The organism is Streptomyces sp. DF42 (assembly GCF_058267695.1).
Genome location: NZ_CM177859.1, coordinates 4281867 through 4306646 on the forward strand (window position 1 = coordinate 4281867; position 24780 = coordinate 4306646).

Annotated in this window: 24 protein-coding genes, 2 pseudogenes and 1 riboswitch; of the genes and pseudogenes, 13 read left to right on the forward strand and 13 right to left on the reverse strand. The window is 70.4% G+C overall.

From position 1 onward, the window contains the following. The first annotated feature begins 259 nt into the window (after window positions 1-259). Entirely contained in the window at window positions 260-2380 is a 2121-nt protein-coding gene (locus tag ACYUED_RS19360; RefSeq protein WP_491293535.1) for a HelD family protein, read from the forward strand. A 273-nt stretch (window positions 2381-2653) separates the two neighbouring features. Here ACYUED_RS19360 and ACYUED_RS19365 read toward each other — a convergent pair whose 3' ends face one another. After that, a complete protein-coding gene (locus tag ACYUED_RS19365) occupies window positions 2654-3355 on the reverse strand; it encodes a copper homeostasis protein CutC (RefSeq protein WP_491293536.1) in 702 nt (233 codons plus the stop codon). Window positions 3356-3450: 95 nt separating this feature from the next. After that, window positions 3451-4128: a maleylpyruvate isomerase family mycothiol-dependent enzyme gene (locus ACYUED_RS19370; protein WP_491293537.1), complete on the reverse strand. Its 678-nt coding sequence runs from the start codon at window positions 4126-4128 to the stop codon at window positions 3451-3453. Between the two features lie 46 nt (window positions 4129-4174). On the opposite strand from ACYUED_RS19370, the gene ACYUED_RS19375 reads away from it, so the two are divergent. Further along, complete coding sequence (locus ACYUED_RS19375) at window positions 4175-4837, forward strand: HD domain-containing protein (RefSeq protein ID WP_491293538.1); 663 nt, start codon at window positions 4175-4177, stop codon at window positions 4835-4837. 19 nt (window positions 4838-4856) lie between these two features. After that, the gene (locus ACYUED_RS19380; protein WP_491294327.1) at window positions 4857-5915 is read left to right on the forward strand and encodes a GNAT family N-acetyltransferase; all 1059 of its coding nucleotides are present in this window, start codon (window positions 4857-4859) and stop codon (window positions 5913-5915) included. Here the strand turns inward: ACYUED_RS19380 and ACYUED_RS19385 are convergent. Both ACYUED_RS19385 and ACYUED_RS19390 read right to left on the reverse strand, forming a co-directional pair. Then, window positions 5897-6175, reverse strand: a complete 279-nt coding sequence (locus ACYUED_RS19385; protein ID WP_491293539.1) for a DUF4031 domain-containing protein — start codon at window positions 6173-6175, stop codon at window positions 5897-5899. The two genes, ACYUED_RS19380 and ACYUED_RS19385, sit on opposite strands and share 19 nt — an antisense overlap. Beyond that, window positions 6172-6552, reverse strand: coding sequence for a DUF8819 family protein (locus ACYUED_RS19390; RefSeq protein ID WP_491293540.1), 381 nt, complete (start codon window positions 6550-6552; stop codon window positions 6172-6174). The genes ACYUED_RS19385 and ACYUED_RS19390 overlap by 4 nt, the downstream gene beginning before the upstream one ends. A 54-nt stretch (window positions 6553-6606) precedes the next feature. On the opposite strand from ACYUED_RS19390, the gene ACYUED_RS19395 reads away from it, so the two are divergent. Further along, entirely contained in the window at window positions 6607-7542 is a 936-nt protein-coding gene (locus ACYUED_RS19395) for a MurR/RpiR family transcriptional regulator (protein ID WP_491293541.1), read from the forward strand. Window positions 7543-7612: 70 nt separating this feature from the next. Then, on the forward strand, window positions 7613-8548 hold the full coding sequence (gene murQ, locus ACYUED_RS19400; RefSeq protein WP_491293542.1) for an N-acetylmuramic acid 6-phosphate etherase: 936 nt from the start codon (window positions 7613-7615) through the stop codon (window positions 8546-8548). A gap of 5 nt (window positions 8549-8553) precedes the next feature. On the opposite strand, the gene ACYUED_RS19405 is transcribed toward murQ, so the two are convergent. Then, window positions 8554-9216 carry a class I SAM-dependent methyltransferase gene (locus ACYUED_RS19405; RefSeq protein ID WP_491293543.1) on the reverse strand — a complete coding sequence of 221 codons (663 nt, stop codon included), beginning with the start codon at window positions 9214-9216 and terminating at the stop codon, window positions 8554-8556. Between the two features lie 85 nt (window positions 9217-9301). On the opposite strand from ACYUED_RS19405, the gene ACYUED_RS19410 reads away from it, so the two are divergent. From ACYUED_RS19410 to ACYUED_RS19420, 3 genes and pseudogenes are all read left to right on the forward strand, one after another. Then, entirely contained in the window at window positions 9302-9718 is a 417-nt protein-coding gene (locus ACYUED_RS19410; protein ID WP_491293544.1) for a DUF3592 domain-containing protein, read from the forward strand. Between the two features lie 91 nt (window positions 9719-9809). Then, window positions 9810-10068: pseudogene (locus ACYUED_RS19415) on the forward strand (Scr1 family TA system antitoxin-like transcriptional regulator); the annotation flags it as partial. Then, a pseudogene (locus tag ACYUED_RS19420) lies at window positions 10052-10314 on the forward strand (DUF397 domain-containing protein). The pseudogenes ACYUED_RS19415 and ACYUED_RS19420, both read left to right, overlap by 17 nt. On the opposite strand, the gene ACYUED_RS19425 reads toward ACYUED_RS19420, so the two are convergent. Further along, window positions 10311-10814, reverse strand: a complete 504-nt coding sequence (locus ACYUED_RS19425; RefSeq protein WP_491293545.1) for a DUF1269 domain-containing protein — start codon at window positions 10812-10814, stop codon at window positions 10311-10313. The pseudogene ACYUED_RS19420 and the gene ACYUED_RS19425 sit on opposite strands and share 4 nt — an antisense overlap. 643 nt (window positions 10815-11457) lie before the next feature. Here ACYUED_RS19425 and ACYUED_RS19430 point away from each other — a divergent pair. From ACYUED_RS19430 to ACYUED_RS19440, 3 genes are all read left to right on the forward strand, one after another. Further along, window positions 11458-12522: a sugar ABC transporter substrate-binding protein gene (locus ACYUED_RS19430; protein ID WP_491293546.1), complete on the forward strand. Its 1065-nt coding sequence runs from the start codon at window positions 11458-11460 to the stop codon at window positions 12520-12522. Window positions 12523-12893: 371 nt separating this feature from the next. After that, window positions 12894-13151: a Uma2 family endonuclease gene (locus tag ACYUED_RS19435; protein WP_491293548.1), complete on the forward strand. Its 258-nt coding sequence runs from the start codon at window positions 12894-12896 to the stop codon at window positions 13149-13151. Between the two features lie 20 nt (window positions 13152-13171). Further along, window positions 13172-13741, forward strand: a complete 570-nt coding sequence (locus tag ACYUED_RS19440) for a hypothetical protein (RefSeq protein WP_491293549.1) — start codon at window positions 13172-13174, stop codon at window positions 13739-13741. Window positions 13742-13747: 6 nt separating this feature from the next. Here the strand turns inward: ACYUED_RS19440 and ACYUED_RS19445 are convergent, their stop codons facing one another. The 6 genes from ACYUED_RS19445 to thrC all read right to left on the reverse strand — a co-directional run bounded on the left by ACYUED_RS19445 (window position 13748) and on the right by thrC (window position 21118). Continuing rightward, entirely contained in the window at window positions 13748-15274 is a 1527-nt protein-coding gene (locus ACYUED_RS19445; protein ID WP_491293550.1) for a carboxylesterase/lipase family protein, read from the reverse strand. A gap of 246 nt (window positions 15275-15520) precedes the next feature. Further along, window positions 15521-16636 carry an NADH:flavin oxidoreductase gene (locus tag ACYUED_RS19450; protein WP_491293551.1) on the reverse strand — a complete coding sequence of 372 codons (1116 nt, stop codon included), beginning with the start codon at window positions 16634-16636 and terminating at the stop codon, window positions 15521-15523. A gap of 205 nt (window positions 16637-16841) precedes the next feature. Beyond that, window positions 16842-18464 (reverse strand): chaperonin GroEL, encoded by a 1623-nt coding sequence (gene groL / locus ACYUED_RS19455; protein ID WP_399348762.1) that lies wholly within the window; start codon window positions 18462-18464, stop codon window positions 16842-16844. Between the two features lie 324 nt (window positions 18465-18788). Continuing rightward, window positions 18789-18995, reverse strand: a complete 207-nt coding sequence (locus tag ACYUED_RS19460) for a cold-shock protein (protein ID WP_016436693.1) — start codon at window positions 18993-18995, stop codon at window positions 18789-18791. Window positions 18996-19448: 453 nt separating this feature from the next. Continuing rightward, window positions 19449-19724, reverse strand: a complete 276-nt coding sequence (locus tag ACYUED_RS19465; RefSeq protein WP_491293552.1) for a MoaD/ThiS family protein — start codon at window positions 19722-19724, stop codon at window positions 19449-19451. Between the two features lie 110 nt (window positions 19725-19834). Next, window positions 19835-21118, reverse strand: coding sequence for a threonine synthase (gene thrC, locus ACYUED_RS19470; protein ID WP_491293553.1), 1284 nt, complete (start codon window positions 21116-21118; stop codon window positions 19835-19837). A gap of 18 nt (window positions 21119-21136) precedes the next feature. After that, a riboswitch (SAM riboswitch) is annotated at window positions 21137-21292 on the reverse strand. A gap of 171 nt (window positions 21293-21463) precedes the next feature. Between thrC and ACYUED_RS19475 the strand changes: the two genes are divergently transcribed. Further along, entirely contained in the window at window positions 21464-22408 is a 945-nt protein-coding gene (locus tag ACYUED_RS19475; RefSeq protein ID WP_491293554.1) for a glucosyl-3-phosphoglycerate synthase, read from the forward strand. Window positions 22409-22507: 99 nt separating this feature from the next. Then, window positions 22508-23914: an alpha,alpha-trehalose-phosphate synthase (UDP-forming) gene (locus ACYUED_RS19480; RefSeq protein WP_491293555.1), complete on the forward strand. Its 1407-nt coding sequence runs from the start codon at window positions 22508-22510 to the stop codon at window positions 23912-23914. Here the strand turns inward: ACYUED_RS19480 and otsB are convergent. Beyond that, window positions 23902-24771 (reverse strand): trehalose-phosphatase, encoded by an 870-nt coding sequence (gene otsB, locus ACYUED_RS19485; protein ID WP_491293556.1) that lies wholly within the window; start codon window positions 24769-24771, stop codon window positions 23902-23904. The two genes, ACYUED_RS19480 and otsB, sit on opposite strands and share 13 nt — an antisense overlap. Window positions 24772-24780: the final 9 nt, after the last annotated feature.

The window sequence follows — 24780 nt, forward strand, 5'->3', positions numbered from 1 at the left end:
CCGCGTACGACTTCGGGCAGAGCCGTCCCTCCCGGGTATGACGGGGACATCCCCTAAGGGACCAGGGGATCGGGGGACCGGGGGACCCCTGGGTGGCGTAAAAACGGTTGGCTTCCGTCTCGGCGTCTGGCCTAGAATCTCCGCTCTTGCCCGCCTCCCTCCACGGAGCGCCGCCGCCCGGCCGGAAACCGGACGGCTTTTCGCCATGCAGCGCCGTCCACCGGCGCCATCCGCACCGCAGGCCTTCGGAGGCATCCCCGTGTCCACGCCCGTCGACGACTCCAAGCCACTCGACGACCCCAAGCCGTTCGCTGACGCCAAGCCGTTCGACGATGCCAAGCCGTCCGCCGACCCCCTCGACCCGCTCTCCCGCGAACGCTCCCACCTCGCCGACTCGCGCGCCGCCCTGCGCGCCATGCGTGAGGACGTCGAGTCGCTCGACATCCGCGACGTCACCGCGAACTGGGTCAACGCCGAGGTCCTGGCCCGCCAGATCGACGAGCGCATCAAGGCGCTGGCCGACCTCAGCGACACCCCGCTGTTCTTCGGCCGCCTCGACTACCTGCACTCCCCGGGCGCCGACCGGGCGGAGGGCGCGGACGGCGAGCGCTTCTACATCGGGCGCCGGCACGTGCACGACCACGACGGCGATCCGATGGTCATCGACTGGCGGGCACCGGTCTCACAGCCGTTCTACCGGGCGTCCAAGAAGGACCCGCTGGACATCGCGCTGCGCCGCCGCTTCGGGTACACGGGCGGCGACCTCACGGCGTACGAGGACGAGCATCTCTCCGACCCGGCGGAGGTGGCCCGCACGAGCAAGCTGCTCCAGCGGGAGATCGAGCGCCCGCGCGTCGGCCCGATGCGGGACATCGTCGCGACGATCCAGCCCGAGCAGGACGAGATCGTGCGCAGCGGGCTGGGCGGCACGGTGTGCGTGCAAGGGGGGCCCGGAACCGGAAAGACCGCCGTCGGCCTGCACCGTGTCGCCTATCTCCTCTACGCCCATCGCGAGCGGCTCGCCCGCACCGGCACGCTCGTCATCGGCCCGAACCGGTCCTTCCTGCACTACATCGAGCAAGTCCTGCCCGCTCTGGGCGAGTTGGCGGTCAAGCAGGCCACCGTGGACGACCTCGTGGCGCATGTCGAGGTCAGGGGCGCCGACGAGGCGCCGGCCGCGATCATCAAGGGCGACGCGAGGATGGCGGAGGTGCTGCGGCGGGCCGTCCAGTCGCACGTCACCCTGCCGGCCGAGCCGGTCGTGGTGGTGCGCGGTTCACGTCGCTGGCGGGTAGCCGCCCACGAACTCGCTGACATCGTCCGCGAGTTGCTCGACCGCGGTATCCGCTACGGCGCCGCCCGCGAGGCGCTTCCGCAGCGCATCGCGCATGCCGTGCTGGTGCAGATGGAGCGGTCGGGCGAGGCACCGGACGACCGGGTGCAGGACGCGGTGGCCCGCAACAGCGCGGTCAAGGCGGCGGTCAAGGCGGTCTGGCCGCCGGTCGACCCGGCGAAACTGGTGCTGCGGCTGCTGACGGACGCGGATTTCCTCGCCGTACACGCGGAGGGGTTGTTGAGCGAGGACGAACAGAAGACGATCCTCTGGGCGAAGCCCGTGCGCAGCGTCAAGGCCGCCAAGTGGTCGTCCGCGGACGCGGTGTTGATCGACGAGACGACGGACCTGGTGCAGCGTACGCACTCCCTCGGCCATGTGGTCCTGGACGAGGCTCAGGACCTCTCCCCCATGCAGTACCGGGCGGTCGGCCGCCGCTGCACCACCGGTTCGGCGACGGTCCTCGGTGACCTGGCGCAGGGCACCACGCCCTGGGCGACGAGGAGTTGGGACGAGGCCCTCGCCCACCTCGGCAAGTCGGACGGTGTCATCGAGGAGCTGACGGCCGGTTTCCGCGTCCCGACGGACGTCATCACGTACGCCTCCCGGCTGCTCCCGCACATCGCGCCCGGCCTGACCCCGGTCGCCTCGGTCCGTGAGAACCCGGGCTTCTTCGACCTCCGCCCGATCACCGGCACCGCCGAAGTCGTCGCCGCGTGCGAGGAGTTGCTGCGCAACGAGGGCTCGACGGGGCTGATCGTGGCCGACGCCCGCGTTCCTTCCCTGGCGGCGGCGCTGACGGCGGCCGGCATCACCTACCTGGCCCCGGGCGAGGAGACCACCCAGGACACCCGCCTCACCCTGGTCCCGGCGTCGCTCGCCAAGGGCCTGGAGTACGACTACGTGGTCCTCGACGAGCCACAGGCCGTGGTCGACGGAGAGCCTGACGAACGCACGGGACTGCGGCGCCTGTACGTGGCGCTGACCCGAGCGGTCTCCGGACTGATCGTGACGCACGCGGCCGCGCTGCCGCTTCAACTCGCCTGATCGGCTGAGGGGGCACCTCGCTGTGCCGCGTGCGGGGCGCGCCGGGTGCCGGGCCGGCACCTTGCTGTGCTGGGTGCCGGACGCCCGGCGCGGGCCGCGGTGCCAGCCACCGGGCACCGGGCGCGAGCCAGGAGACCGGCCACGGGCCGCGGATCGTCGGTCGCAAGCCGCAGGGCACCAGATACAGATCCCAAGACCCGGCACCCGGCCACCGGGCGCACGGCGCGGCGGAGCCGCAAAGCGTCACCGTCCGGCGCCCTCAGCTGGGCATGTTCAGCGTTCGTCCAGTACGCGACGCCACTCCCGCACCGCCTCCGCCGCGACCGGTCCGTCCCAGCCCCCCGGCCGGGCCGCCCCGCCGATGTGGAAGGCGTCGATGCCGGCGGCCTTCAGCCGGGGTACGTGTTCCAGCCGCAGGCCGCCGCCGACCATGATCCGCGGCTCGTAGCCGGGGTCTCCGCTCCGGGCCGCCTCGGTGAGCAGGGTGGGGAGGCCGTCGTCGACGCCCGTGGGCGAGCCGGCCGTGAGGTAGGCGTCCAGGCCGGGCAGTCCGTCCAGCTGCTTGCGCAGGGCGCCGCGGTCCGCGGCCCGGTCGATGGCGCGGTGGAAGGTCCAGCGGCAGCCGTCCAGCTCCCCCACGATCCGCTCCACGGCGTCCAGGTCGACGCGGCCGTCGGTGTCGAGGAACCCGAGCACGAACTCCTCGGCCCCCGCGGCCCGCATCTCCCGGGCGGCCCGGACCAGCCGAGCGACATCCTCGGCGTCTCCGGCGGCGAATCCGTCCGTCAGCCGCAGCATCACGCGCAGGTCGATGTCGACGACGGCCCGGATCCCGGCGAAGGTCTCGACCGGCGGGGTCAGCCCGTCGGCCGCCATGTCGGTGACCAGCTCTAGGCGGTCCGCGCCTCCGGCCTGGGCGGCGACCGCGTCCTCGGCACCGAGGGCGATCACCTCCAGGACTGCACGCGTGCTCATAGGACCCCTTCCGTCGGTGTTCCCTGGAGCGGCTACAGGTCTAGTCCAATCTCAGGGTACGACGGGAGGGCGGAGGGCCGCGAGGTCGCCCCCCGTCACCCGAAGATGTTCAGCTCCCCGACATCCGCCCCGGCGAGCTCGTACGCCGCGGTTTTCGGCACGGGACGCCCCGAGCAGAGCCGTACGAGCGTGGCGGCGTCCCCGATGAAACGTGCCGGCGTCCGCTCCCCGCTGATCTCGCCCAGCAGCAGCGGCTCGTCCACGTCGTCGAGGTCGGCGTGCAGCGGTACGCGGCCCTTTTCCCGGGTGATCCGCGCGAGGAGGGCGAGCGCGTCCGGGAGCCCGGCGCCCCCGTAGGCCCCCGGCTCGCCCCAGACATCCCGTACGTCACCCGCGTGCACCCACTCCCCTAGCGCCACCATGTCCAGCACCCCGCCCGCCTTCGCGATCACCGGCCCGGCCTCGGTCATGCCGCGCTCCAGCTCGTCGACGACCTGCGCGTTCGTCCACTGGGCGCGCTCGGCGATGTCGCGGTCGTTCGACTCGGGCGAGAAGACTCCCTTCTCGAACCGGCTCTCCACGACCCGCGTCAGCGCGGACGAGCAGTGCGCGAGCACGTCCCGGACACTCCAGCCGGGACAGGAGCCGGTCAACGTCGCGAAGTCGGCGTCGGGGCGGGTCCGCAGCAGCGGTACGAGCGCGTCGCGTTCCGTGGTCAGGAGTCGTCCGGGCAGTTCGGGGTCGCGTACGTCGTGCAGGTCTGCAGTCGTCATGGGGATCACGCTAGGGGTCCGGCGCGAGACACGGGAGAATGCGTGCATGGCCGATCTCGACGCCCTGCGCACTCGCTGGAACCGCGCCCTGGAAGGAGCCCGGCCGCCCGGCGCCGGCCCCGACCCGGCCCCGTACGCCGACAACCTCCTGGTCCGCTGGCAGGAACCGCAGCGGCACTACCACACGCTCGCCCACCTCACGGCGGTCCTGGACCACATCGACGTGCTGGAGAAGTACGCGGCCGACCCCGACGCCGTACGCCTGGCGGCCTGGTTCCACGACGCCGTCTACCTTCCCGAACGGTCCGAGAACGAGGAGCGCTCGGCCCGTCTCGCCGAGCGCGCCCTCCCGGAGGCGGGGGTGTCCGAGGCCAGGACGGCTCAGGTCGCCCGTCTGGTCCGGCTCACCGTCACCCACGCCCCCGCCGTCGACGACCGTGACGGCCAGGTCCTCTGCGACGCCGACCTCGCGATCCTGGCTTCGCCCCCCTCCGCGTACGCCGCCTACACGGCCGCCGTGCGCGAGGAGTACCACTTCGTGCCCGGTGCCGCCTTCCGCGAGGGACGCGCCGCGGTCCTGCGCCAACTCCTCGATCTGCCAAGGCTGTTCAGGACGCCGTACGGAGAGGCCGAGTGGGAGGCCACGGCGCGCTACAACATCGGCTCCGAGCTGGAAATGCTGTCGCTTCCGGCGGACCCGGCCACATAGTCTGCGGCCCATGCGACCAATGGGCGGGGACAGGCTGGAGGAGGCCGTGGCGGGCTGCTTGGCAGCGCTGCGCACGGCAGTGGACCGGGACTGGGCGGACGTGAAGGCGGGCCGGCTGGAGTGGAGTTGCGCCACGACGGCGTTCCACATCGCCGAGGACCTGATCGGGTACGCCGCGAACCTGGCGGCACGCGCCCAGGACGACTACGTCCCCTTCGAGATCACCCTCGACGAGGGCACCGACAACACGGGCCTGCTGCAGGTGATCGAGGCGACCGGCGCCCTGTTCACCGCCACCGTGCGCGCGACGCCGCGCGAGGCCCGCGCCTTCCACCCGTACCCCTTCCGCAGCGGGAACCGTGAGGGCTTCGCCGCGATGGGCATCGCCGAGATCCTCGCCCACACGCACGACATCGCCGAGGGTCTGGGCCTGCCGTACGAACCGCCCGCCGCACTGCCGGAGTTCGTCCTCACCCACATTTTCCCGCACGTGCAGCCGGGCCCCGACCACTGGCGCACGTTCCTGTGGGCCACCGGCCGCGGCGAACTCCCGGGCCGCGCCCCGGTCACCGAGTGGCGCTGGAACAACAACCTCGTCGTCCCCGCCGACCGCCTCACCCTTCAGGGCGTCACGCCCGCGGCCGCACGCGACCTGACCGCGGGCGGCGACGGCGGCTTCGAGTGGATCGAGGGCGGCCCCTTCGACGGCACCCGGGAGGCCGCCGGCTTCCTGATCAAGGCGTACGAAGGGGGCGTGCACCGCCCGGAGTTCGGCGTGTTCGCCCTGGTACGGCGAGAGGACGGCCGGGCGATCGGCGGCATGGGCTTCCACGGCATCCCGGACGAGGAGGGCCGGGCCGAGATCGGCTACGACCTCGTCGAGGGCGCCCGCGGCCACGGCTACGCGACCGAGGCACTGCGCACCCTCGCGGACTGGGCGCTGGCCCGGGACGACGTACGCACGCTCTTCGCGACGATCGAACGCGACAACCTCCCCTCCCAGGCCGTGGTCACCCGCGCGGGCTTCCGCAAGGTGAGCGAGGACGAGGACGGGCCGGCCTACGAACTGGGGCGCTGAGCCCGCCCCTTCGGCCGCCGCAGCCCCGCCCCCGTCAGCAGCCGCACCACCTCGCGGCTGCTGACCTCCACGGCACCGGCGTGCACCGCGTCCGCGTACCGGTGCGACGGGATGTCGTAGTGGTCGCGCTCGAAGGCGCGCCGGGGTACGCCCAGTTCGTCGGCGAACGTGTGCAGTTCCTCGTAGGAGAGGTCGCTGACCAGGTGGGACCACATCCGGCCATGACCCGGCCAGGTGGGTGGGTCGATGTACACCGTCACGGCGCCGTCCCGCCCATGGCCGGCCCCAGCGCCCCCACGGCCGCGACCTTCACGCCCGCCTTGTGACACACCCAGTGCGGGTCGGGACCCAGCTCCGGCTCGACCTCCAGCGCGTGCGGGTCGCCGCCGCCGCAGACCGGGCACAGGGGCCAGCGGCCGTGCGCCTCCAGCAGGGCGTCCTGGACGTCCTGGGCGACCAGCCCGGCGACGTACTCCACGCCCTGCGGCCACTGCTCGACCCACCAGCGGCGCTGCACGACGGACTCCTCGACCATGGAAACGACGTCCGCCGCGGCGACCTCGCTCGCGGCCAGGTCGGCGAGCACGAGGGCGCGTGCCGCGTGCAACGCCTGCTCCAGGGGGCTGATGGGATGCATGCCCCCATTGTGCGCACTCTTGACCCGACCCCGAGCCGAAAATATCTTTCATACGTGACCCAGAACGTGAAGGAAATTTTCGCCAAGCCCGGCGGCGGCCCCGGTCGCCCCTCGGCCGCGCCCCCCGCCCCCGCCGCCCTCGCCGCCAAGGTGCGCACGCTCAGCCCTTCCATGACCCGCTCCATGCAGCGCGTCGCCGAGGCCGTCGCGAGCGATCCGGCCGGCTGCGCGGCCCTCACGGTCACCGGTCTCGCCGAGCTCACCGGCACCAGCGAGGCCACCGTCGTCAGGACGGCCCGGCTGCTCGGCTACCCCGGATACCGCGATCTGCGCCTCGCCCTCGCCGGGCTGGCCGCGCAGCAGCAGTCCGGGCGCGCGCCCGCCATCACCACCGACATAGCGGTGGACGACCCCATCGCCGACGTCGTCGCGAAACTCGCCTTCGACGAGCAGCAGACCCTCGCGGACACGGCGGCCGGGCTCGACACGGTGCAGCTGGGGGCCGCGGTGAGCGCGGCGGCAGGGGCGCGGCGGATCGACGTGTACGGCGTCGGGGCGTCCGGGCTCGTCGCGCAGGACCTCGTGCAGAAACTGCTGCGGATCGGGCTGATAGCCCAGGCGCACAGTGATCCGCACCTCGCCGTGACGAACGCGGTGCAGTTGCGCGGCGGCGATGTCGCCATCGCGATCACGCACTCCGGGTCGACCGGGGACGTCATCGAGCCGTTGCGGGTCGCGTTCGAGCGCGGGGCGACGACGGTGGCGATCACCGGACGGCCGGACGGTGCGGTCACTCAGTACGCCGACCATGTGCTGACGACGTCCACCGCCCGGGAGAGCGAGTTGCGGCCGGCCGCCATGTCGTCCAGGACCAGCCAACTCCTCGTCGTGGACTGCCTGTTCGTGGGGGTGGCGCAACGGACGTACGAGACGGCGGCGCCGGCCCTGGCCGCGTCGTACGAGGCGCTGGCGCATCGGCATCGCCGGTAAGCGAACCCTCGCCGTTTCGTACGTCGGTAGCAAACCCTCACCGTTCCGTACTTCGAAAGAGCCGCGCCCCATGACCTCCACCTCCAACCCTCGTGATCTCCGCGCCGAGTTGGAATCACTCACCACCGAGGCCTTCCGTCCCGATCTCGCCGACATCGACCGACTCGCCACCCTCGACATCGCCCGGCTCATGAACGGCGAGGACGCCACCGTCCCGGCGGCCGTCGCCGAACGCCTCCCCGAGATCGCCGCCGCCATCGACGCCGTGGCGAAGCGCATGGCGAGGGGCGGGCGGCTGATCTACGCGGGTGCGGGCACGGCCGGCCGTCTCGGTGTGCTGGACGCCTCCGAGTGTCCGCCGACCTTCAACACCGACCCCGAGCAGGTCGTCGGCCTGATCGCGGGCGGCCCGGCCGCCATGGTCACGTCCGTCGAGGGCGCCGAGGACTCCGCCGAGCTCGCCCGGACCGACCTCGACGCTCTGCGCCTCATCGCCGCCGACACCGTGGTCGGCGTCTCCGCCTCCGGCCGCACCCCGTACGCCATCGCCGCCGTGGAACACGCCCGCGAGCTGGGCGCGTTGACCATCGGCCTCGCCTGCAACGCCGACAGCGCGCTCGCCGCGGCCGCCGACCACGGCATCGAGATCGTCGTCGGGCCCGAACTGCTCACCGGTTCCACCCGCCTCAAGGCGGGCACGGCCCAGAAGCTCGTCCTCAACATGCTCTCCACGATCACGATGATCCGTCTGGGCAAGACGTACGGGAACCTGATGGTCGACGTACGCGCCTCGAACGAGAAGCTGCGGGCCCGCTCCCGCCGTATCGTCGCCCTCGCCACCGGCGCCGGCGACGAGCAGATCGAGCGGGCGCTGTCGGCCACCGACGGAGAGGTGAAGAACGCGATCCTGACCATCCTGGCCGGCGTCGACGGCCCGACGGCGGCCCGCCTCCTGGACGACTCGGACGGACACCTGCGGGCCGCACTGGCGGCGACGACCCTCTGACCGGCTCACCTCGCCGACCAGACAAGCGTGTACCGCCAGAACAGCCGCCGCCGCAGCCGGGCACCGGGCAGGATCCGGCGGGCCTCACGACCGATCTCGGCGAAACCGACGTCCGCGGCACGGGTTCTGGCGGTCATGGAGGCGGGCCGGGGAGCCGCCCTCCCCCTGTTCTTGACCCAGCCGTTCGCGAGGTTGAGAGGAACGGAGACAAGACTCAGGAAGCGGTCGGCGAAGCCCTCCTCCCGGGCGAGTCCGACTACCACCAGCGTGCCGCCGGGGGCCAGTTCGCGCCGGAAGCGGGTGAGGGTCTCGGTGAGCGGGAGGTGGTGGAGCACGGCGACGCAGGTGATGACGTCGTACGGCCCCGGGGGCAGCCCGTCCGGCGCGTCGGCGACGGAGAAGGCGACGTGGGCGTGCCGATTGCCACCGGTCAACTCCCCTGCCCTGCCCACGATCTCCGGATCCGAGTCGACCCCGTACACCTCCTTCGCCCGCCCGGCGAGCAGCCGCACCAGGTCACCGGTCCCGCAGCCGACGTCGAGGGCACGGTCGAAGCGGCGGGGCAACTGCCGTAGCAGCCATGGGTGGTAGTGGGCGTTGTGGTCCCAGGGGTGCGCGGAGTTGAAGCGTTCGAGGGCTTGGAGTGCGCGGGGTGTGAGGATCTTCATGGGGGCAGTTGACCAGAGTGCGGCCCCGTTCAGCGCTGAAGTAGCGTGCGGCGACGGGTTCCGGGTGACGAGGAGACACAGGGTCATGGGCGGGTTGATCGGGGCGGGCGTTCCGCTGCTGCTCGGGACGGTGTTCATGACGGTCGGCGTCGTCGTGGGGCGCCGGTCACGCAGACTGCGGGAGGAGGGGACGCAGACCCGCGCGACGGTCGTCGGGTTCAAGACCCACCGCGACTTCGATTCGAACCGCACGATGTACCAGCCGGTGGTCCGGTGGGTGACCGGTGACGGCCGGACGGTGGAGACCGTGTCCTCGGTCGCGAGCAACTCGGTCGGTGACCTCCGCGCGGGTGCGGCGGTGACCGTCTTCTACGATCCCGACAACCCGAAGCGGATGCTCATCGACGGCCACGACAGCGGCGCCCTGGTTGTCGTCTTCTGCGTTCTGGGCGCCGTGGGCCTGGCGGCCGCCCTGCTCGTCGCCTGGTTCACCCTCACCTGACGGGTGGCGGTGCGCGGCCCTCACAAAAGACGCGCCTCCCGGTTCCGGCTGCGCACCCGAGCCCGCAACACCTCGTCCGGCGGCGCCGCCCATCGTGGAGGTACTGCCGCTCAGCGCGGGAGCACATGCCGCGATGGAGGTCGCCATAAAGCTGATGGAGTTCGAGGACGCCCCTCCGGCTGGTGTACTTCGAGGGGGTCGGCACCGGACGGCTGGAGGACGATCCGGCCACGGTCGCCCAACAGAGGTTCAGGTTCGATCTCCTCGTGGCCTCCGCGCTCTCGCGGGAGAAGCCCTGGCTCTGATCGAAGCGTTGGCCCAGGGACTACACCCATGAGGAACACCCCTGACTACGACCTGAGCACGGCCACCTGGCACAAGTCCGGCTACAGCGGCAGCAGCAGCGGCGACTGCCTGCAGGTGGCCCGCTGGCGCAAGTCGACGTACAGCGGAGGCGGCGGCGACAACTGCCTGGAAGTGGCCGACGGCCATCCCACCCTCGTCCCCGTCCGCGACTCCAAGACCCCCTCGGCCCGAAGCTCGTGTTCCGGGCCGAGGCATGGACCGCGTTCGTCGAGCACGTGCGGGCCCGCTAACCGACCGTCGCCGCCTGGTGGGCGTGCAGGGCGGAGCGGATCTCCTCCTCGTCCTCCTGGCTGAGTGAGGTGTGCAGGACCTCGCCGCCGAAGCGGGCGATACGCGGCAGCGCCTTGTCCGCGGTGGCGTCGTGGATCACCGCGATCACCGCGGCGTGTCCGGGTGCCAGGCGCTCGCCGAGGCTCTTGACGAACTGGGTCCGTTCGTCGTCCTCGGCCGTCGCCCCGACCGCTCCGCCGGCGGCCGCGCCGATGGCGGCGCCGAGCAGCGGTTGCAGGAGCAGCAGCCCGATCAGACCTCCCCACAGCGCACCGCCCAGGGCGCCGGAGGCGGCGGGATGGGGCTTGCCGGGGATCTTCACCTCACCGTTGTGGTCACGGATGAGCAGCACCGCGTCGGCGACGTGCACGGTGTGTTCGGTGTGCAGGGCGCGCAGTTCCAAGAGCGCCTGCTCGGCGGTGCTCTCACTGGGGTACGCGACGGCGATCATGTCGGTCATCGGGGGTCCTCCGGAGTGGGGCGAGACGTGGGACGGGACGTGGACCGACGACCTTGCGAGTGCTCCTGGCCTTCGATCCACAGCGCCTTGCGGTGGCACCATCATGGAGTTTGTCGACCGTCTTAGTCAAGTGACAAAGTCGAGTTGCCGGCAGAAGTCGACCGGCACGCCCCGCCTCCGTGTACCGCCCGTTGTCAGAACGGGACGACGGCACTGTGGGGCGCGGTGGTGGCCGGCCGTACCGGGAACGGGGCTCTGCCCGAGGCCTCGCGCGGCAGCGGCCGGGTCGCCCTTTCCTCGCCGTCCGGTGCCGGCTGCCGAGCGGCAGCCGGCCGGCGCGGGCAGGTACGCGGCATCCTCGGGTTCACGCGCTGAACCTCATGTGATCTGCTGCCAGACCGGTTCTCGCGCAGGAGGAACCGGATCGATGCGACTCCATGCCGACACGGCATGCAAGGACAGGTAACTCGCCGTGATGAAAATATCTCAGCGTATCCTGGATAAAGTATTAATGAGTTGCGGGTCGGGTAATTGTTTTCCCTTTCCGCACCTGCGCAGATTGGATCGCGAACTCGACGCGATGTGATGAGACGTATCTGCCGGCGACGGCCACTACGTCGGTGCCCGGCACGAGGACATATCGATGAAGCTCAGATCCGGCCTCGGCTCCACCGCTTGCGCCCTCTCCGTACTGGCGCTGCTCAGTGCCTGCAGCGGTGGTTCCGACACCGCCGACACGTCGAGCGGCAAGCCGCTGGTGGGCGTCGACTATCCGCGCTCCGACACCGATTTCTGGAAAACGTACATCGCGTACACGCCGGAGTACGCCAGGCAGCTGGGCCTCTCCCTGAAGACCACAAACTCGCGGAATGACGTCGCCCAGCTCATGACCAACGCGCAGACACTCATCCTTCAGGGCGTCAAGGGCATCGCGATGGCCCCGCAGAGCACTCTCTCCATAGCGCCGACCCTGACGCAGATGGCGGCGGCGAAAATTCCTGTCGTCAGCATCGACACCCGCCCCGACGTCGGCAAGGTCTACATGGTGGTCCGCGCCGACAACCGTGCCTACGGCGAGAAGGCCTGCCAGTACCTCGGCACCAAGCTCGGCGGCAAGGGCAAGGTCGTGATGCTCCAGGGCGACCTCGCGTCGATCAACGGCCGTGACCGCACCGAGGGATTCAACGACTGCATGAAGAAGAACTACCCGGACATCAAGGTGTTCGGCGAGGCCACCAACTGGGAGGACACCGTCGCCGCGCAGAAGCTCGAGAACGACCTGACCTCCCACCCGGACATCAAGGGTGTCTACATGCAGGCCAGCTTCGCCCTGCCCAGCACGCTCCACGTGCTCGAACAGCAGGGGCTTCTGGCCGGCCCGAAGGACAGCAAACACGTGTTCGTCGTCTCCAACGACGGCACGCCCGGCGAACTCAGGAACATCGCCGACGGCAACATCGACGCCACCGTGTCCCAGCCGGTCGACCTTTACGCCAAGTACGCCCTGTACTACCTGAAGGCCGCGATCGACGGGAAGACGTTCACCCCCGGCAGGACCGACCACAAGAGCACCATCGTAGGGGTCCGCGACGGAGTTCTGGAGGACCAGCTGGCCGCCCCGCTGGTCACCGCCGACGGCGGCACGTACGGCGGCGTCCCCAGCCTCAAGAGCACCGACACGTCACTGTGGGGCAACGGCATCGGCTGACGGCTCGCGTACGCAGGCCTGCGCCCGACCGACGCCCGCCCGGTCCACGGCCCGCCGGACCACTGGGTCGCTGTCGCTCTCCGAAGCCGACTGCGCGACACTCGCTCCCCTGGTGACGGACTGGTTCGCCCGAGGGGCCACGGACGAGGCCGCGGCCCACGCCCTGACCTCAGGCCTGCCGACCCCGGTCCACCACCCGGCGTCACTGGCCGTCAGTGCATGCAGCAAAGCGCCCCGAGCTGAACCTCGTGCCTGAACGAGGTGTCAAGACCGAGGAATACCGCAAGGGCCGCGCCATCACGCACGGGTTTCTCACGCCCAGGGGCCACCTCAAGGGACACGGCAACTGATCCCCGCCCGACGGCGCCCTCATGGCCGTAGAGATCACCTCCCACGACCGCGACACCAATCAGCGAGACCGCATCGACAAGCCCGTTGGCCATGCAGCAGTCGACATCCCCGTCTACCTGCTCATCGACCGCGACGACGACACAGTCGTCGTCTGCAGCGAGCCCAAGGACAGCCGTTACCAGCAAACCACCTCCTACCCTTGGGGAACCCCCGTTGAGCTCCCCTCCCCCGTGAACATCACACTCGACACGGAAGAGCTCAAGGACTACGCCGACTGACCACCCCGGAGGGCCGCCCCATGAACCACGCCCAGCTGACCGCGCTAGGCCGCGCCCTCCGCCTCCTCGGCGAGCACGGCGAGGCCCTCACCGGCGACACCCCCGACGGCAAGCTCCACGAGGTCAAGGCCGACCTGCGTCGTGCGCTGGCCCTGCTGGACGACAGCGTCACCGGGGCCGCGCCCACCACCCGCTGCCCCGAGCACCCGAACGGGCCCGTCGACGAGAACGCCCACGACCTCTGCCTGCTCTGCGAGACACGGCGCCGGGCCGCCCGCCGCGCCGAGTACAACGGCGGCCCGGTGCCCCCGCACACCACCGAGACCGCCCCCTCCCGCTACGGCGTCAGCGCCGACCGCCCCCAGCCCCAGCAGCGCTGGCTGGCGGAGGCGTGGAACGGGCAGGCGTGGCAGCTGTGCGGGACGCCGAGGCGGGACCGGCGCGAGGCCGAGCTGTATCTGGCCGCCCAACGCCGCGGGCCCCGCCCCGCGATGGCGTACCGCCTGGTGCACGAGTTCACCGACTACGAGGTGCTGCGCGTCTGGGGCACGCCGGTGAAGGTCGACATCGAGCCGTTGGGGAACCTGTAGCCCCACCTACTTGAGCAAGGGCAGCTCGCCGAACTCGTGCCCCTCCCACAACTTCCGCGACGTCTCCTCCGGATACGGCCCGACCTGCGCCTTCGGCTCCGCATCCAGCACCTGGACCAGGCGCCCCTCCGTCCCGAACGCCGGCCACCCCGGATCCCCCGTCCGTGCGAACGCCGTCCACGACTCCCGGAAACGGGACGACAGCGCCTCCCCCTCCGCGGTGGCCCCCGTACCCGCGAACAGCAGCTGCCCCAGGTCCGCCTCGAACGTGCCGAACAGCAGCGGAATGTCCAGGCCGTGGCACGCCCCGAGGCCGCCCCCGCCGCCGGGGGCCGCCCAGGTCAGCTCGTAGAAGTGGGCGCGACCGCCGCCCGCGACCTGCGCCTCGGCCAGGTGCAGGGAAGGCATGTTGAACCACCAGTCCGTCTGCACGCGCTCGAACAGCTCACCCGGCGTGGCCTCCGGGAAGGCCGCGCGATACGCCCGCTCCCCGTCCGGCCCCGGCCCGAACGTCCGCAGCGCCCAGCCCGCCTGCTCCTCCCCGATCTCGCCCAGCATCCCGCCGATGGCGAGGAACAGCCGGAACTCGTCCCGGTTGTGTCCGACGAGAAGGTCGACGTCCTTCCCCGCGCCCGCCTTCAGCGCCTGCCAGGGAGTGCACGGCAGCACCTCGCCGTCGACCACCGGGGAGAAGAACGTGACCGGGGAAGCCACCTGCCCCCACCGATCCGCATACGACATCACCTTCGCGCCCAACGCCTCGCCCACCGAGGTCAGTTGGCGGGGATCGACGGTCGCGAGATCGGTCGCCGTCGGGCGCAGCCCCGCCTCCTCCGCGATGGCGGACGCGATGTCACGGGCCAGCTCGCCGGAGAAGTAGGTCCCCGGCACACTCTGCGCGATCGCCCGCCGGAAGAGCCCCCGCGCGCTCGGCATGGCCAGCAGCGAGGCCACCGACCCGGCCCCCGCCGACTCGCCGAAGACGGTCACCTGCCCGGGATCCCCGCCGAACTCGGCAATGTTCTCCCGCACCCACTCCAACGCAGCCACCTGATCGAGCAGCCCCCGATTGGCGGGCGCACCCTCGATGAGCGCGAAACCCTCGATCCCCACCCGGTAGTTGAGCGTCACGACGACCAAGTCGCCGTCGCGCGCGATGCGTTGGGCGTCGTAACCGGGGCTGCCGGAATGCCCGAGCTTGTAGGCCCCGCCGTAGATCCACACCATCACCGGCCGAAGGCCGGCCGAATCCGCCTCCGGGGTCCACACATTGACGGTCAGCCAGTCGTCCCCCTCGGGGGTGTTCAGCAGCTCCCCACTACGTCCCTGGATGCCGGACTCCTGCGGGGGCGGCGGCCCGAAGTCGTACGCGTCCCGGGTCCCCTCCCAGGCCCGCACCGGACGCGGCGCCCCGAACCTGGCCGCCCCGACGGGCGGTTCGGCGAACGGAATGCCGCGGAACACCGTCAGTCCGTCCTCACGGCGCCCACGCACCGCTCCGGCGAGGGTACGCACGACAGAGGTCGTCATCATCAACTCCAAGTTGGGGGGTCACCGCGGGGCGGGCCACTGGAAACCAGCTGCCTCAGAACGCTATCCGTAGTTGACCTCGGCAACCAAAGTGTCAGGCCGCCGGGCGCCACATGCTCCAGGTAGGCGGACAGGGGCATGTCGGTATTCTCAGCCCGTCCGGCGTTCGAGGACGAGGCCGAAGGCCGATGGGGGTCCGGGGGCGCAGCCCCCAGGTCCGCGCACCCCCACCCACCCGCGCCGGAAAACTCAGCTCAGCGTCTTCAGCGCACTCGCCTCATACGGCTTCAGCTCATCGCTCCGCCCCGCCAGCACCTTCGCCGCCCACTCAGGGTCCTGCAGCAGCGCCCGCCCGACGGCGACAAGGTCGTACTCATCCCGCTCCAGCCGGTCCAGAAGGTCATCGATCCCCCGGATCGGCGACCCCTCACCGGCAAACCCCCGGATGAAGTCCCCGTCGAGCCCGACCGACCCGACGGTGATGGTCGGCCTGCCCGTCAGCTTCTTCGTCCAGCCCGCGAGATTGAGGTCGGAGCCGTCGAACTCGGGCAGCCAGTACCGCCGCGTAGAGGCATGGAAGGCATCGACACCGGCCGCGGCCAGCGGCGCGAGGATGGCCTCCAGCTCCTCCGGCGTCTCGGCGAGACGGGCGCCGTACGCCTCCTGCTTCCACTGCGAGTAGCGGAACAGCACCGGGAACTCGGGCGAGACAGCCTCCCGTACGGCCGCCACGATCTCCGCCGCGAACTTCGTACGGGCCACGGGGTCGCCGCCGTAGGCGTCCGTACGGCGGTTGGTGCCGGCCCACAGGAACTGGTCGAGGAGGTAGCCGTGCGCGCCGTGCAGTTCGACACCGTCGAAGCCGATGCGCTCGGCGGCGACCGCGGACTCGACGAACGCGCCGATGACGGCGTCGATGTCGGCCTGGGTCATGGGGGTCGCGTCCTCGACGCCGGTGACGCGCAGACCGGAGGGGCCGTGCGAGGGGGCGTCCGGGTAGGGGGCCTCGCCCTGGTTGCGGACCGTGCCGATGTGCCACAGCTGCGGGACGATCGTGCCGCCCGCCGCGTGCACCGCCTCGGCGACCTTCTGCCAGCCCGCGAGCTGGTCCTCGCCGTGGAAGCGCGGCACGCTGTCGCTCTGCCCGGCCGAGTCGTGGCCGACGTACGTGCCCTCGGTGACGATCAGGCCGACACCTGCGGCGGCACGGCGGGAGTAGTACGACGCCACGTCCTCGCCGGGGATGCCACCCGGGGAGAACATGCGCGTCATCGGCGCCATGACAATGCGGTTCGGGACGGTCAGGCCGTTGATCGTGGTGGGCCGGGAGAGGATCTCGGCGGCGCGTGAGGTGGTGGCGGTCACGTGGGGATACTCCTCAGTATGTGCATGCGCATCGACTCTTCCCAGGAGTCAACCGCCCCCTGCGTCACCGCATTTCCGGCCGCCCTGTGACCCCGGACACGCCCGAGGGCGGCACCCCCTGTCGGAACAGGGAGTGCCGCCCTCGGTGTCGTACAGATGCGTACGGCAGATGCGTACGGCGATGAACTCGTGATCCTCGGGAGGATCAGAAGTCCATGTCACCGCCCGGCATGCCGCCACCGGCAGGCGCGGCGGCCTTCTCCGGCTTGTCGGCGATGACGGCCTCGGTGGTGAGGAAGAGCGCCGCGATGGAGGCGGCGTTCTGCAGGGCAGAGCGCGTGACCTTCGCCGGGTCGATGATGCCTTCCTTGACCAGGTCGACGTACTCGCCGGTCGCGGCGTTCAGGCCGTGGCCCGGGGTCAGGTTGCGCACCTTCTCCACCACGACACCGCCTTCGAGGCCGGCGTTGACGGCGATCTGCTTCAGCGGGGCCTCAAGCGCGATGCGCACGGCGTTGGCGCCGGTCGCCTCGTCACCCTCGAGGTCCAGCTTCTCGAAGACGCTGGACGCCTGGATGAGCGCGACGCCACCACCGGCGACGATGCCCTCCTCGACGGCGGCCTTCGCGTTGCGGACGGCGTCCTCGATGCGGTGCTTGCGCTCCTTGAGCTCCACCTCGGTGGCGGCACCGGCCTTGATGACCGCGACACCGCCGGCGAGCTTCGCCAGGCGCTCCTGCAGCTTCTCGCGGTCGTAGTCCGAGTCGCTGTTCTCGATCTCGGCACGGATCTGGTTGACCCGGCCCTGCACCTGGTCGGTGGAACCGGCGCCGTCGACGATGGTGGTCTCGTCCTTGGTGATGACCACCTTGCGGGCGCGGCCCAGCAGGTCGAGAGAGGTGTTCTCGAGCTTGAGACCGACCTCCTCGGAGATGACCTCGCCGCCGGTGAGGATGGCGATGTCGTTCAGCATCGCCTTGCGGCGGTCACCGAAGCCCGGGGCCTTGACGGCGACGGACTTGAAGGTGCCGCGGATCTTGTTGACGACCAGGGTCGACAGGGCCTCGCCCTCGACGTCCTCGGCGATGATCAGCAGCGGCTTGCCCGACTGCATGACCTTCTCCAGGAGCGGGAGCAGGTCCTTGACGGAGCCGATCTTGGAGTTGGCGATCAGGATGTACGGGTCGTCGAGCGACGCCTCCATCCGCTCCATGTCGGTGGCGAAGTACGCCGAGATGTAGCCCTTGTCGAAGCGCATACCCTCGGTGAGCTCCAGCTCCAGACCGAAGGTCTGGGACTCCTCGACGGTGATGACGCCTTCCTTGCCGACCTTGTCCATCGCCTCGGCGATGAGCTCGCCGATCTGGGTGTCGGCGGCGGAGATGGAGGCCGTCGAAGCGATCTGCTCCTTGGTCTCCACGTCCTTGGCCTGCTCAAGGAGGGCACCGGAGACGGCCTCGACGGCCTTCTCGATACCGCGCTTGAGGGCCATCGGGTTGGCGCCGGCGGCTACGTTGCGCAGGCCTTCCTTGACGAGGGCCTGGGCGAGAACGGTCGCGGTGGTCGTACCGTCACCGGCGACGTCGTCCGTCTTCTTGGCGACTTCCTTGACCAGCTCGGCGCCGATCTTCTCGTACGGGTCCTCGAGCTCGATCTCCTTGGCGATGGAGACACCATCGTTGGTGATCGTGGGGGCGCCCCACTTCTTCTCGAGGACGACGTTGCGGCCCTTGGGGCCGAGCGTCACCTTCACGGCGTCCGCGAGCTGGTTCATGCCGCGCTCGAGGCCGCGCCGCGCCTCCTCGTCGAACGCGATGATCTTGGCCATGTGAAGTGGTCCCTCCAGGACTGGGGGTGATTCCTTCGGACCGCGCCCGCGCCCGCGACGGACGGCTCGCCGGCCTTGTGGTTCCTTGCCCCACCCGGCCTGCGGGCCTCACCGACCCGGTCCTTCGTTGTCACTCTCACCTTCAGAGTGCTAACGCAATGATTAGCACTCGCCCCCTGCGAGTGCAAGCGCCTCCCGGGGATCGGGCGCGTGACCGCGTGGGCCCGGCCCGGATCCTCCGGGCATGCCGAAGGGCCCGCACCCTGAGGCGCGGGCCCTTCGATCAAGAAAGAAGAACGTCGCTGCAGTAACCCGGCGCGTGCTTCAGCCGGCCGCGAGCCGGACCATGTCCGCCTGCGGCCCCTTCTGGCCTTGCGAGATCTCGAAATCGACCCGCTGACCCTCTTCCAGGGTGCGGTAGCCGTCCATCTGAATCGCACTGTAGTGGACGAAAACATCCGCACCACCGTCGACCGCGATGAAGCCGTACCCCTTCTCCGCGTTGAACCACTTGACGGTGCCCTGAGCCATGCCTAACTCCCCTATTACTGGCCCTTGCACAGATCCGCACTTCGCGGATCCGGGTCAGACCTCACCCCCCACGGTTGGGGGCGTGCGCCGGAACGCGTCGACCGCGGCCGAATGTATCTGTCCAACTGCCGTCTGCAACAGGTCAATCGGACGAGAAATCCGGGCACGACCGGTCGGGAATTTACTGAGAATTCGCCCGAATTCAGGGCAAGTCGGGCCCCACAAAAGGAGCATAAGGCGCAAAAAACCTGCACACTTTGGCTGCTTCTAGTTGCCTGGAAAGAGAGAACTCATATGCATCCGGCATACGGAGCCAAGCGGGTTCCCCAACTGTACCGTGCTCAACCATGCAGAATTGCCCCCTCCGTTTCTCTCGCGGAGGGGGCAATTCGATGAACTCTCGGTAACCGACATTGCCGACGGTAATAATCGGGTCGTTCGACCTGTTCCGGGTCAGCCTCCGGCAACGGCCGGGATGATCGAGACGCCCGCACCGTCCGGCGTCACCGTCTCCAGCCCCTGCTCGAAGCGGACGTCGTCGTCATTCACGTACACATTGACGAAGCGACGCAGCTTGCCCTGGTCGTCGAGAACGCGCGCGGCGATACCCGTGTGCTTCTTCTCCAGGTCGGCGATGACCTCGCCGAGGTTGGCCCCTTCAGCGGCGACCTCGGCCTGGCCCCCGGTGTAGGTGCGCAGGATGGTGGGGATGCGGACGGAAACGCTCATGTTCAAACCTCCGGTCAGGTACGCGCCCTCGGGGGCGCGGGGCTGTGTTCGATGTGCGGCTACCGCCACGCGGGCGCGACCAGCCCCCAGCGGCCCGCAGACAAGAACAGCTACACGAGCCCAGCGTCGCGGAACGACTCCAGGTTGGGACGAATCGTCGCGGTCAGCCCCGTGCCGGCCACCGCGTCCAACGTCTTGAGACCGTCACCGGTGTTCAGGACGACCGTCGTCAGGGTCGGGTCCAGCAGACCGTTCTCGATCAGCTTCTTCGTCACGCCGACCGTCACCCCGCCGGCGGTCTCCGCGAAGATGCCCTCGGTCTGGGCGAGCAGCCGAATCGCGTCGACGACCTGCTCGTCGTTCACGTCCTCCACCGCACCGCCGGTGCGACGGGCGATGTCGAGGACATAAGGACCGTCCGCCGGGTTGCCGATCGCCAGCGACTTGGCGATGGTGTTCGGCTTCTGCGGCCGCACGACGTCGTGGCCCGCCTTGTAGGCGACCGACACCGGCGAGCAGCCCTCGGCCTGCGCACCGAAGATCTTGTACGGCTTGTCCGCGACGAGCCCGAGCTTGATCAGTTCCTGCAGGCCCTTGTCGATCTTCGTGAGCTGGGAGCCGGAGGCGATCGGGACGACCAGTTGGTCCGGGAGCTGCCAGCCGAGCTGCTCGCAGATCTCGTACGCGAGGGTCTTGGAGCCCTCGGCGTAGTACGGCCGCAGGTTGACGTTGACGAAGCCCCAGCCCTCGCCGGCCGGGTCGCCGATCAGCTCGGAGCAGAAGCGGTTCACGTCGTCGTAGTTGCCCTCGATGCCGACGAGCTCGCCGCCGTAGACCGCGGCCATGACGACCTTGCCCTGCTCCAGGTCGTGCGGGATGAAGACGCAGGAGCGGAAGCCGGCGCGGGCGGCGGCGGCACCCACCGCACCGGCGAGGTTGCCGGTGGAGGAGCAGGAGAGAGTGGTGAAGCCGAAGGCGCGCGCGGCCTCGATGGCCTGGGCGACGACGCGGTCCTTGAAGGAGTGCGTCGGGTTGCCGGAGTCGTCCTTCACGAAGAGCTTGCCGGCGTCGACGCCCAGCTCACGCGCCAGGTTGTCGGCCTTGACGAGCTTGGTCCAGCCGGGGTTGATGTTCGGCTTGTCCGCCACGTCCGCGGGGACGGGCAGCAGCGGCGCATAGCGCCAGATGTTCGCGGGACCCGCCTCGATCTGCTTGCGGAGCTCCTCGGTGTCGTAGGCCGAGAAGTCGTACGCGATCTCGAGCGGGCCGAAACACTCCTCGCAGGCGAAGACCGGACCGAGGGGTACCCGGTGACCGCACTCCCGGCACGAGAGAGCCGCGGCGGGACCCAGATCGACGGTGTTCGTGGTGCTTGCAACAGTCTGCGCAGCCATGTGAGGCGAGGCCCTTTCTCCTCATCTTCCTCACGACGCATCTCGTCGTGAGACGGATTTGGCACCTTCCCTAGCCGGGAGCCTCGCGGAATGATCAATATCGATCTACGAGAACCGACTGGAGGGTTGCCGGGGCTTCATCGGGCCGTATCCCTCTGCCCCTCTGGATGAGCGGTATGTAGTTGTTGAACTCGTTGAACGCGGGGACGACCCCCGACATGCGATGGTCATCAGCGTTGTTCAAGACTGTAACCGAAGGCCAGGACAGTTGAGATAGCCGTCCGATGCGCGAGATGGATCACACAGAATCCACGCTCGCCGAGAGAACGCAAAGGAGCCGCCTACGTGCTGGAAGAAGTCGAGCGCTGGCTGAGCACCCGCTCCTGGTCCCTCACCGATCGCCCGCTGCACCAGATTCTCGCCGCTAAACAGCGCACGGGCCAGTCGGTCAGTGTCGTGCTGCCCGCGCTCAACGAGGAGGAGACCGTCGGCGACATCGTCGCGGTCATCCGTCACGACCTCATGCAGCAGGTCCCGCTCGTCGACGAGATCGTGGTCGTCGACTCCGGGTCCACCGACCGCACCTCCGAGGTCGCCGCGGCGGCCGGGGCCAGGGTCGTCCACCGAGACGACGTCCTGCCCCGCCTCCCGGCCGTCCCCGGCAAGGGCGAGGTGCTGTGGCGTTCGCTGCTCGTCACGAGCGGGGACATCGTCTGCTTCATCGACGCCGACCTGAAGGAGTTCTCCTCCGACTTCGTCTACGGGATCGTCGGCCCGCTGCTCACCGACCCCGGGATCGACCTGGTCAAGGGCATGTACGACCGCCCCCTGGGAGGCGCGGCGGGCCAGGGCGGCCGGGTCACCGAACTCATGGCGCGCCCGCTGCTGAACATGCACTGGCCGCAGCTGGCCGGCTTCGTGCAGCCGCTCGGCGGCGAGTACGCGGCCCGCCGCAGCCTGCTGGAACAGCTTCCCTTCCCCGTCGGGTACGGCGTCGAGCTGGGCATGCTGATCGACGCCCTGCATCTGGTGGGCCTCGACGCGCTCGCCCAGGTGGACGTCGGTGTGCGCAAGCACCGGCACCAGGACGGGCAGGCGCTCGGCAGGATGTCCGCCACGATCTACCGCACGGCGCAGCTGAGACTGGCCCGCGGTCACCTGATCCGGCCGTCGTTGACCCAGTTCGAGCGGAGCGAGGACGGTTTCGAGCCGCGCACCTACTCCGTGGACACGGAGGAGCGGCCGCCGATGCTGGAGATCGCCGAGTACGCGTCACGCAAGGTCGCCTGACGGAGTCGCCCGACGGATGCGCGTCACGGTGCGTATACGGTCCGCCCCGAACCGCTACCAAACGTTTGAGCGTTTCCGGGCCGGGCTAGGTTGAGGTCTATGGCTTCCACGCAGGGCGCTGCTCATCAGGTGCATCAGGTGCTGGTCGCGTCCAATCGCGGCCCGGTCTCGTACGAAGTGCGGGAGGACGGCTCGCTGCTCGCCAAGCGCGGCGGCGGCGGGCTGGTCTCCGGTCTGTCCGCGATCGGGCCGGACGCGGGCGCCCTGTGGGTGTGCTCGGCGCTGAGCGACGGCGACCGGGAGGCGGTACGGCGCGGGGAGGGCGAGGCCGGCGTGCGGATGCTCGCCGTCCCGGCCGACGTGCACGCCGACGCGTACAACGGCATCGCGAACTCGGTCCTCTGGTTCGTCCACCACATGCTGTACCAGACACCGCTGGAGCCGGTCTTCGACGCGGAGTTCCGGCGGCAGTGGGCGTCGTACGAGACCTACAACCGGGCCTTCGCCGAGGCACTGGCCGAGGAGTCGGCCGAGGGGGCCGCGGTCCTCGTGCAGGACTATCACCTGTGTCTGGTGCCGGGGATGCTGCGCCGGCTGCGGCCTGACCTCAGGATCGGACACTTCTCGCACACGCCGTGGGCTCCGGTGGACTACTTCCGGATGCTGCCGGACGACATCGCCGAGCAGCTTCTGCGCGGCATGCTGGGCGCCGACCGGCTGGGTTTCCTGACCCGGCGCTGGGCGGAGGCCTTCACGGCGTGCACGGAGCCGGTGGGCGGGCTCGGCGGTACCCGGATCGGGGTGCACGGGCTGGGCGCGGACGCCGACTTCCTGCGGCAGCGGTCGCACGAGGCGGACGTCGACGAGCGGGTGGCCGCGCTGCGGGCGCAGATCGGTGCGGGCCGCAAGGCGATCGTGCGGGTCGACCGCACCGAACTGTCGAAGAACATCGTGCGCGGGCTGCTGGCCTACCGGCATCTCCTCGACGACCGTCCCGAGTGGCGCGAGCGGGTGGTGCATGTCGCCTTCGCGTACCCCTCGCGCCAGGACCTGGCGGTCTACCGGGACTACACGGCCGAAGTACAGCGCCTGGCGGACGAGATCAACTCCCGCTACGGCACGCCCGGTTGGACCCCGGTGGTGCTGCACGTCGAGGACGACTTCGCGCGCTCCCTGGCCGCGTACCGGCTGGCGGACGTGGCCCTCGTCAACCCCGTCCGCGACGGCATGAACCTGGTCGCCAAGGAGGTGCCGGTCGTCTCGGACGAGGGCTGCACGCTGGTGCTGTCACGGGAGGCGGGGGCCCACGAGGAGCTGGCCGAGGACGCGCTGACGGTGAACCCGTACGACGTGATCGGCACGGCGGACGCCCTGCACGCCGCGCTGACCACGCCGGTGGGAGAGCGGGCCGAGCGCACGAAGAGGCTGGTGGCCGCGGCCACGGCGCTGCCGCCCGCGCAGTGGTTCCTGGAGCAGCTGAACGCCCTGCGCGATCAGCCGAGCTGAGCCGCCAGTCCCCGCAGCAGCCGTACGACGCCCTGGGGACCGTCGACCACCACGTCCGCCCGCTCCCGCAGCTCCGTCACCTCGTCGCTGCCGCTGCACACCAGCAGGCCGGGGATGCCGTCGGAGCGGAGTTCGTCGACGGCCGCGAAGGCCGGGAGGTCGCCGAGGTCGTCGCCGCCGTAGAGGACCGCCGACGCGCCGATCTCGCGGACGTACTCCAGCAGGGCCACGCCCTTGTCCATCCCCGGCGGGCGCAGTTCCAGGACCAGGCGGCCGGGCTCCACGATCAGGCCGTGGCGGCCGGCGAGGTCGGTGAGGGGTGCGCGCAGGGCCTCGAAGGCGGCCTGGGGGTCGGCGGCGCGGCGGGTGTGGACCGCGACGGCGCGGCCCTTCTCCTCGACCCAGGTGCCCTCCCACGCGCCGATACGGTCCAGGAACCCGGGGAGTTCGGCGCGGACGGCGGCGACGCCGGGGTGCGGGGCGGGCGCGCTGACCTTGCCGCTCACCGCGTCCCAGCGTTCGGCGCCGTAGTGGCCGAGGACGACCAGGTGTTCCAGGCCCGCCACGCCCGCGAACCCGCCGTGCCGTACGGCGACGCCGGCCGGACGGCCGGTGACCACCGCCACGGAGGCGACCTTCGGGGCGAGGGCGGCGAGCGCGGGCACCGCCTCGGGGTGGGCGCGGGCCTGCTCGGGGTCCGGCACGATCGGGGCGAGGGTGCCGTCGAAGTCGAGGCCGACCACCGTCTTCCCCGGGTGCGCGAGAATCGCGGCCAGTCCGTCGCGGCCCGCCTGCGTGGCGGGCGTCGGCAGAGGGTCCGTGGAGTGCGTCGAGTCCGTATCCGTATGGGTGCCCATACGGTGACC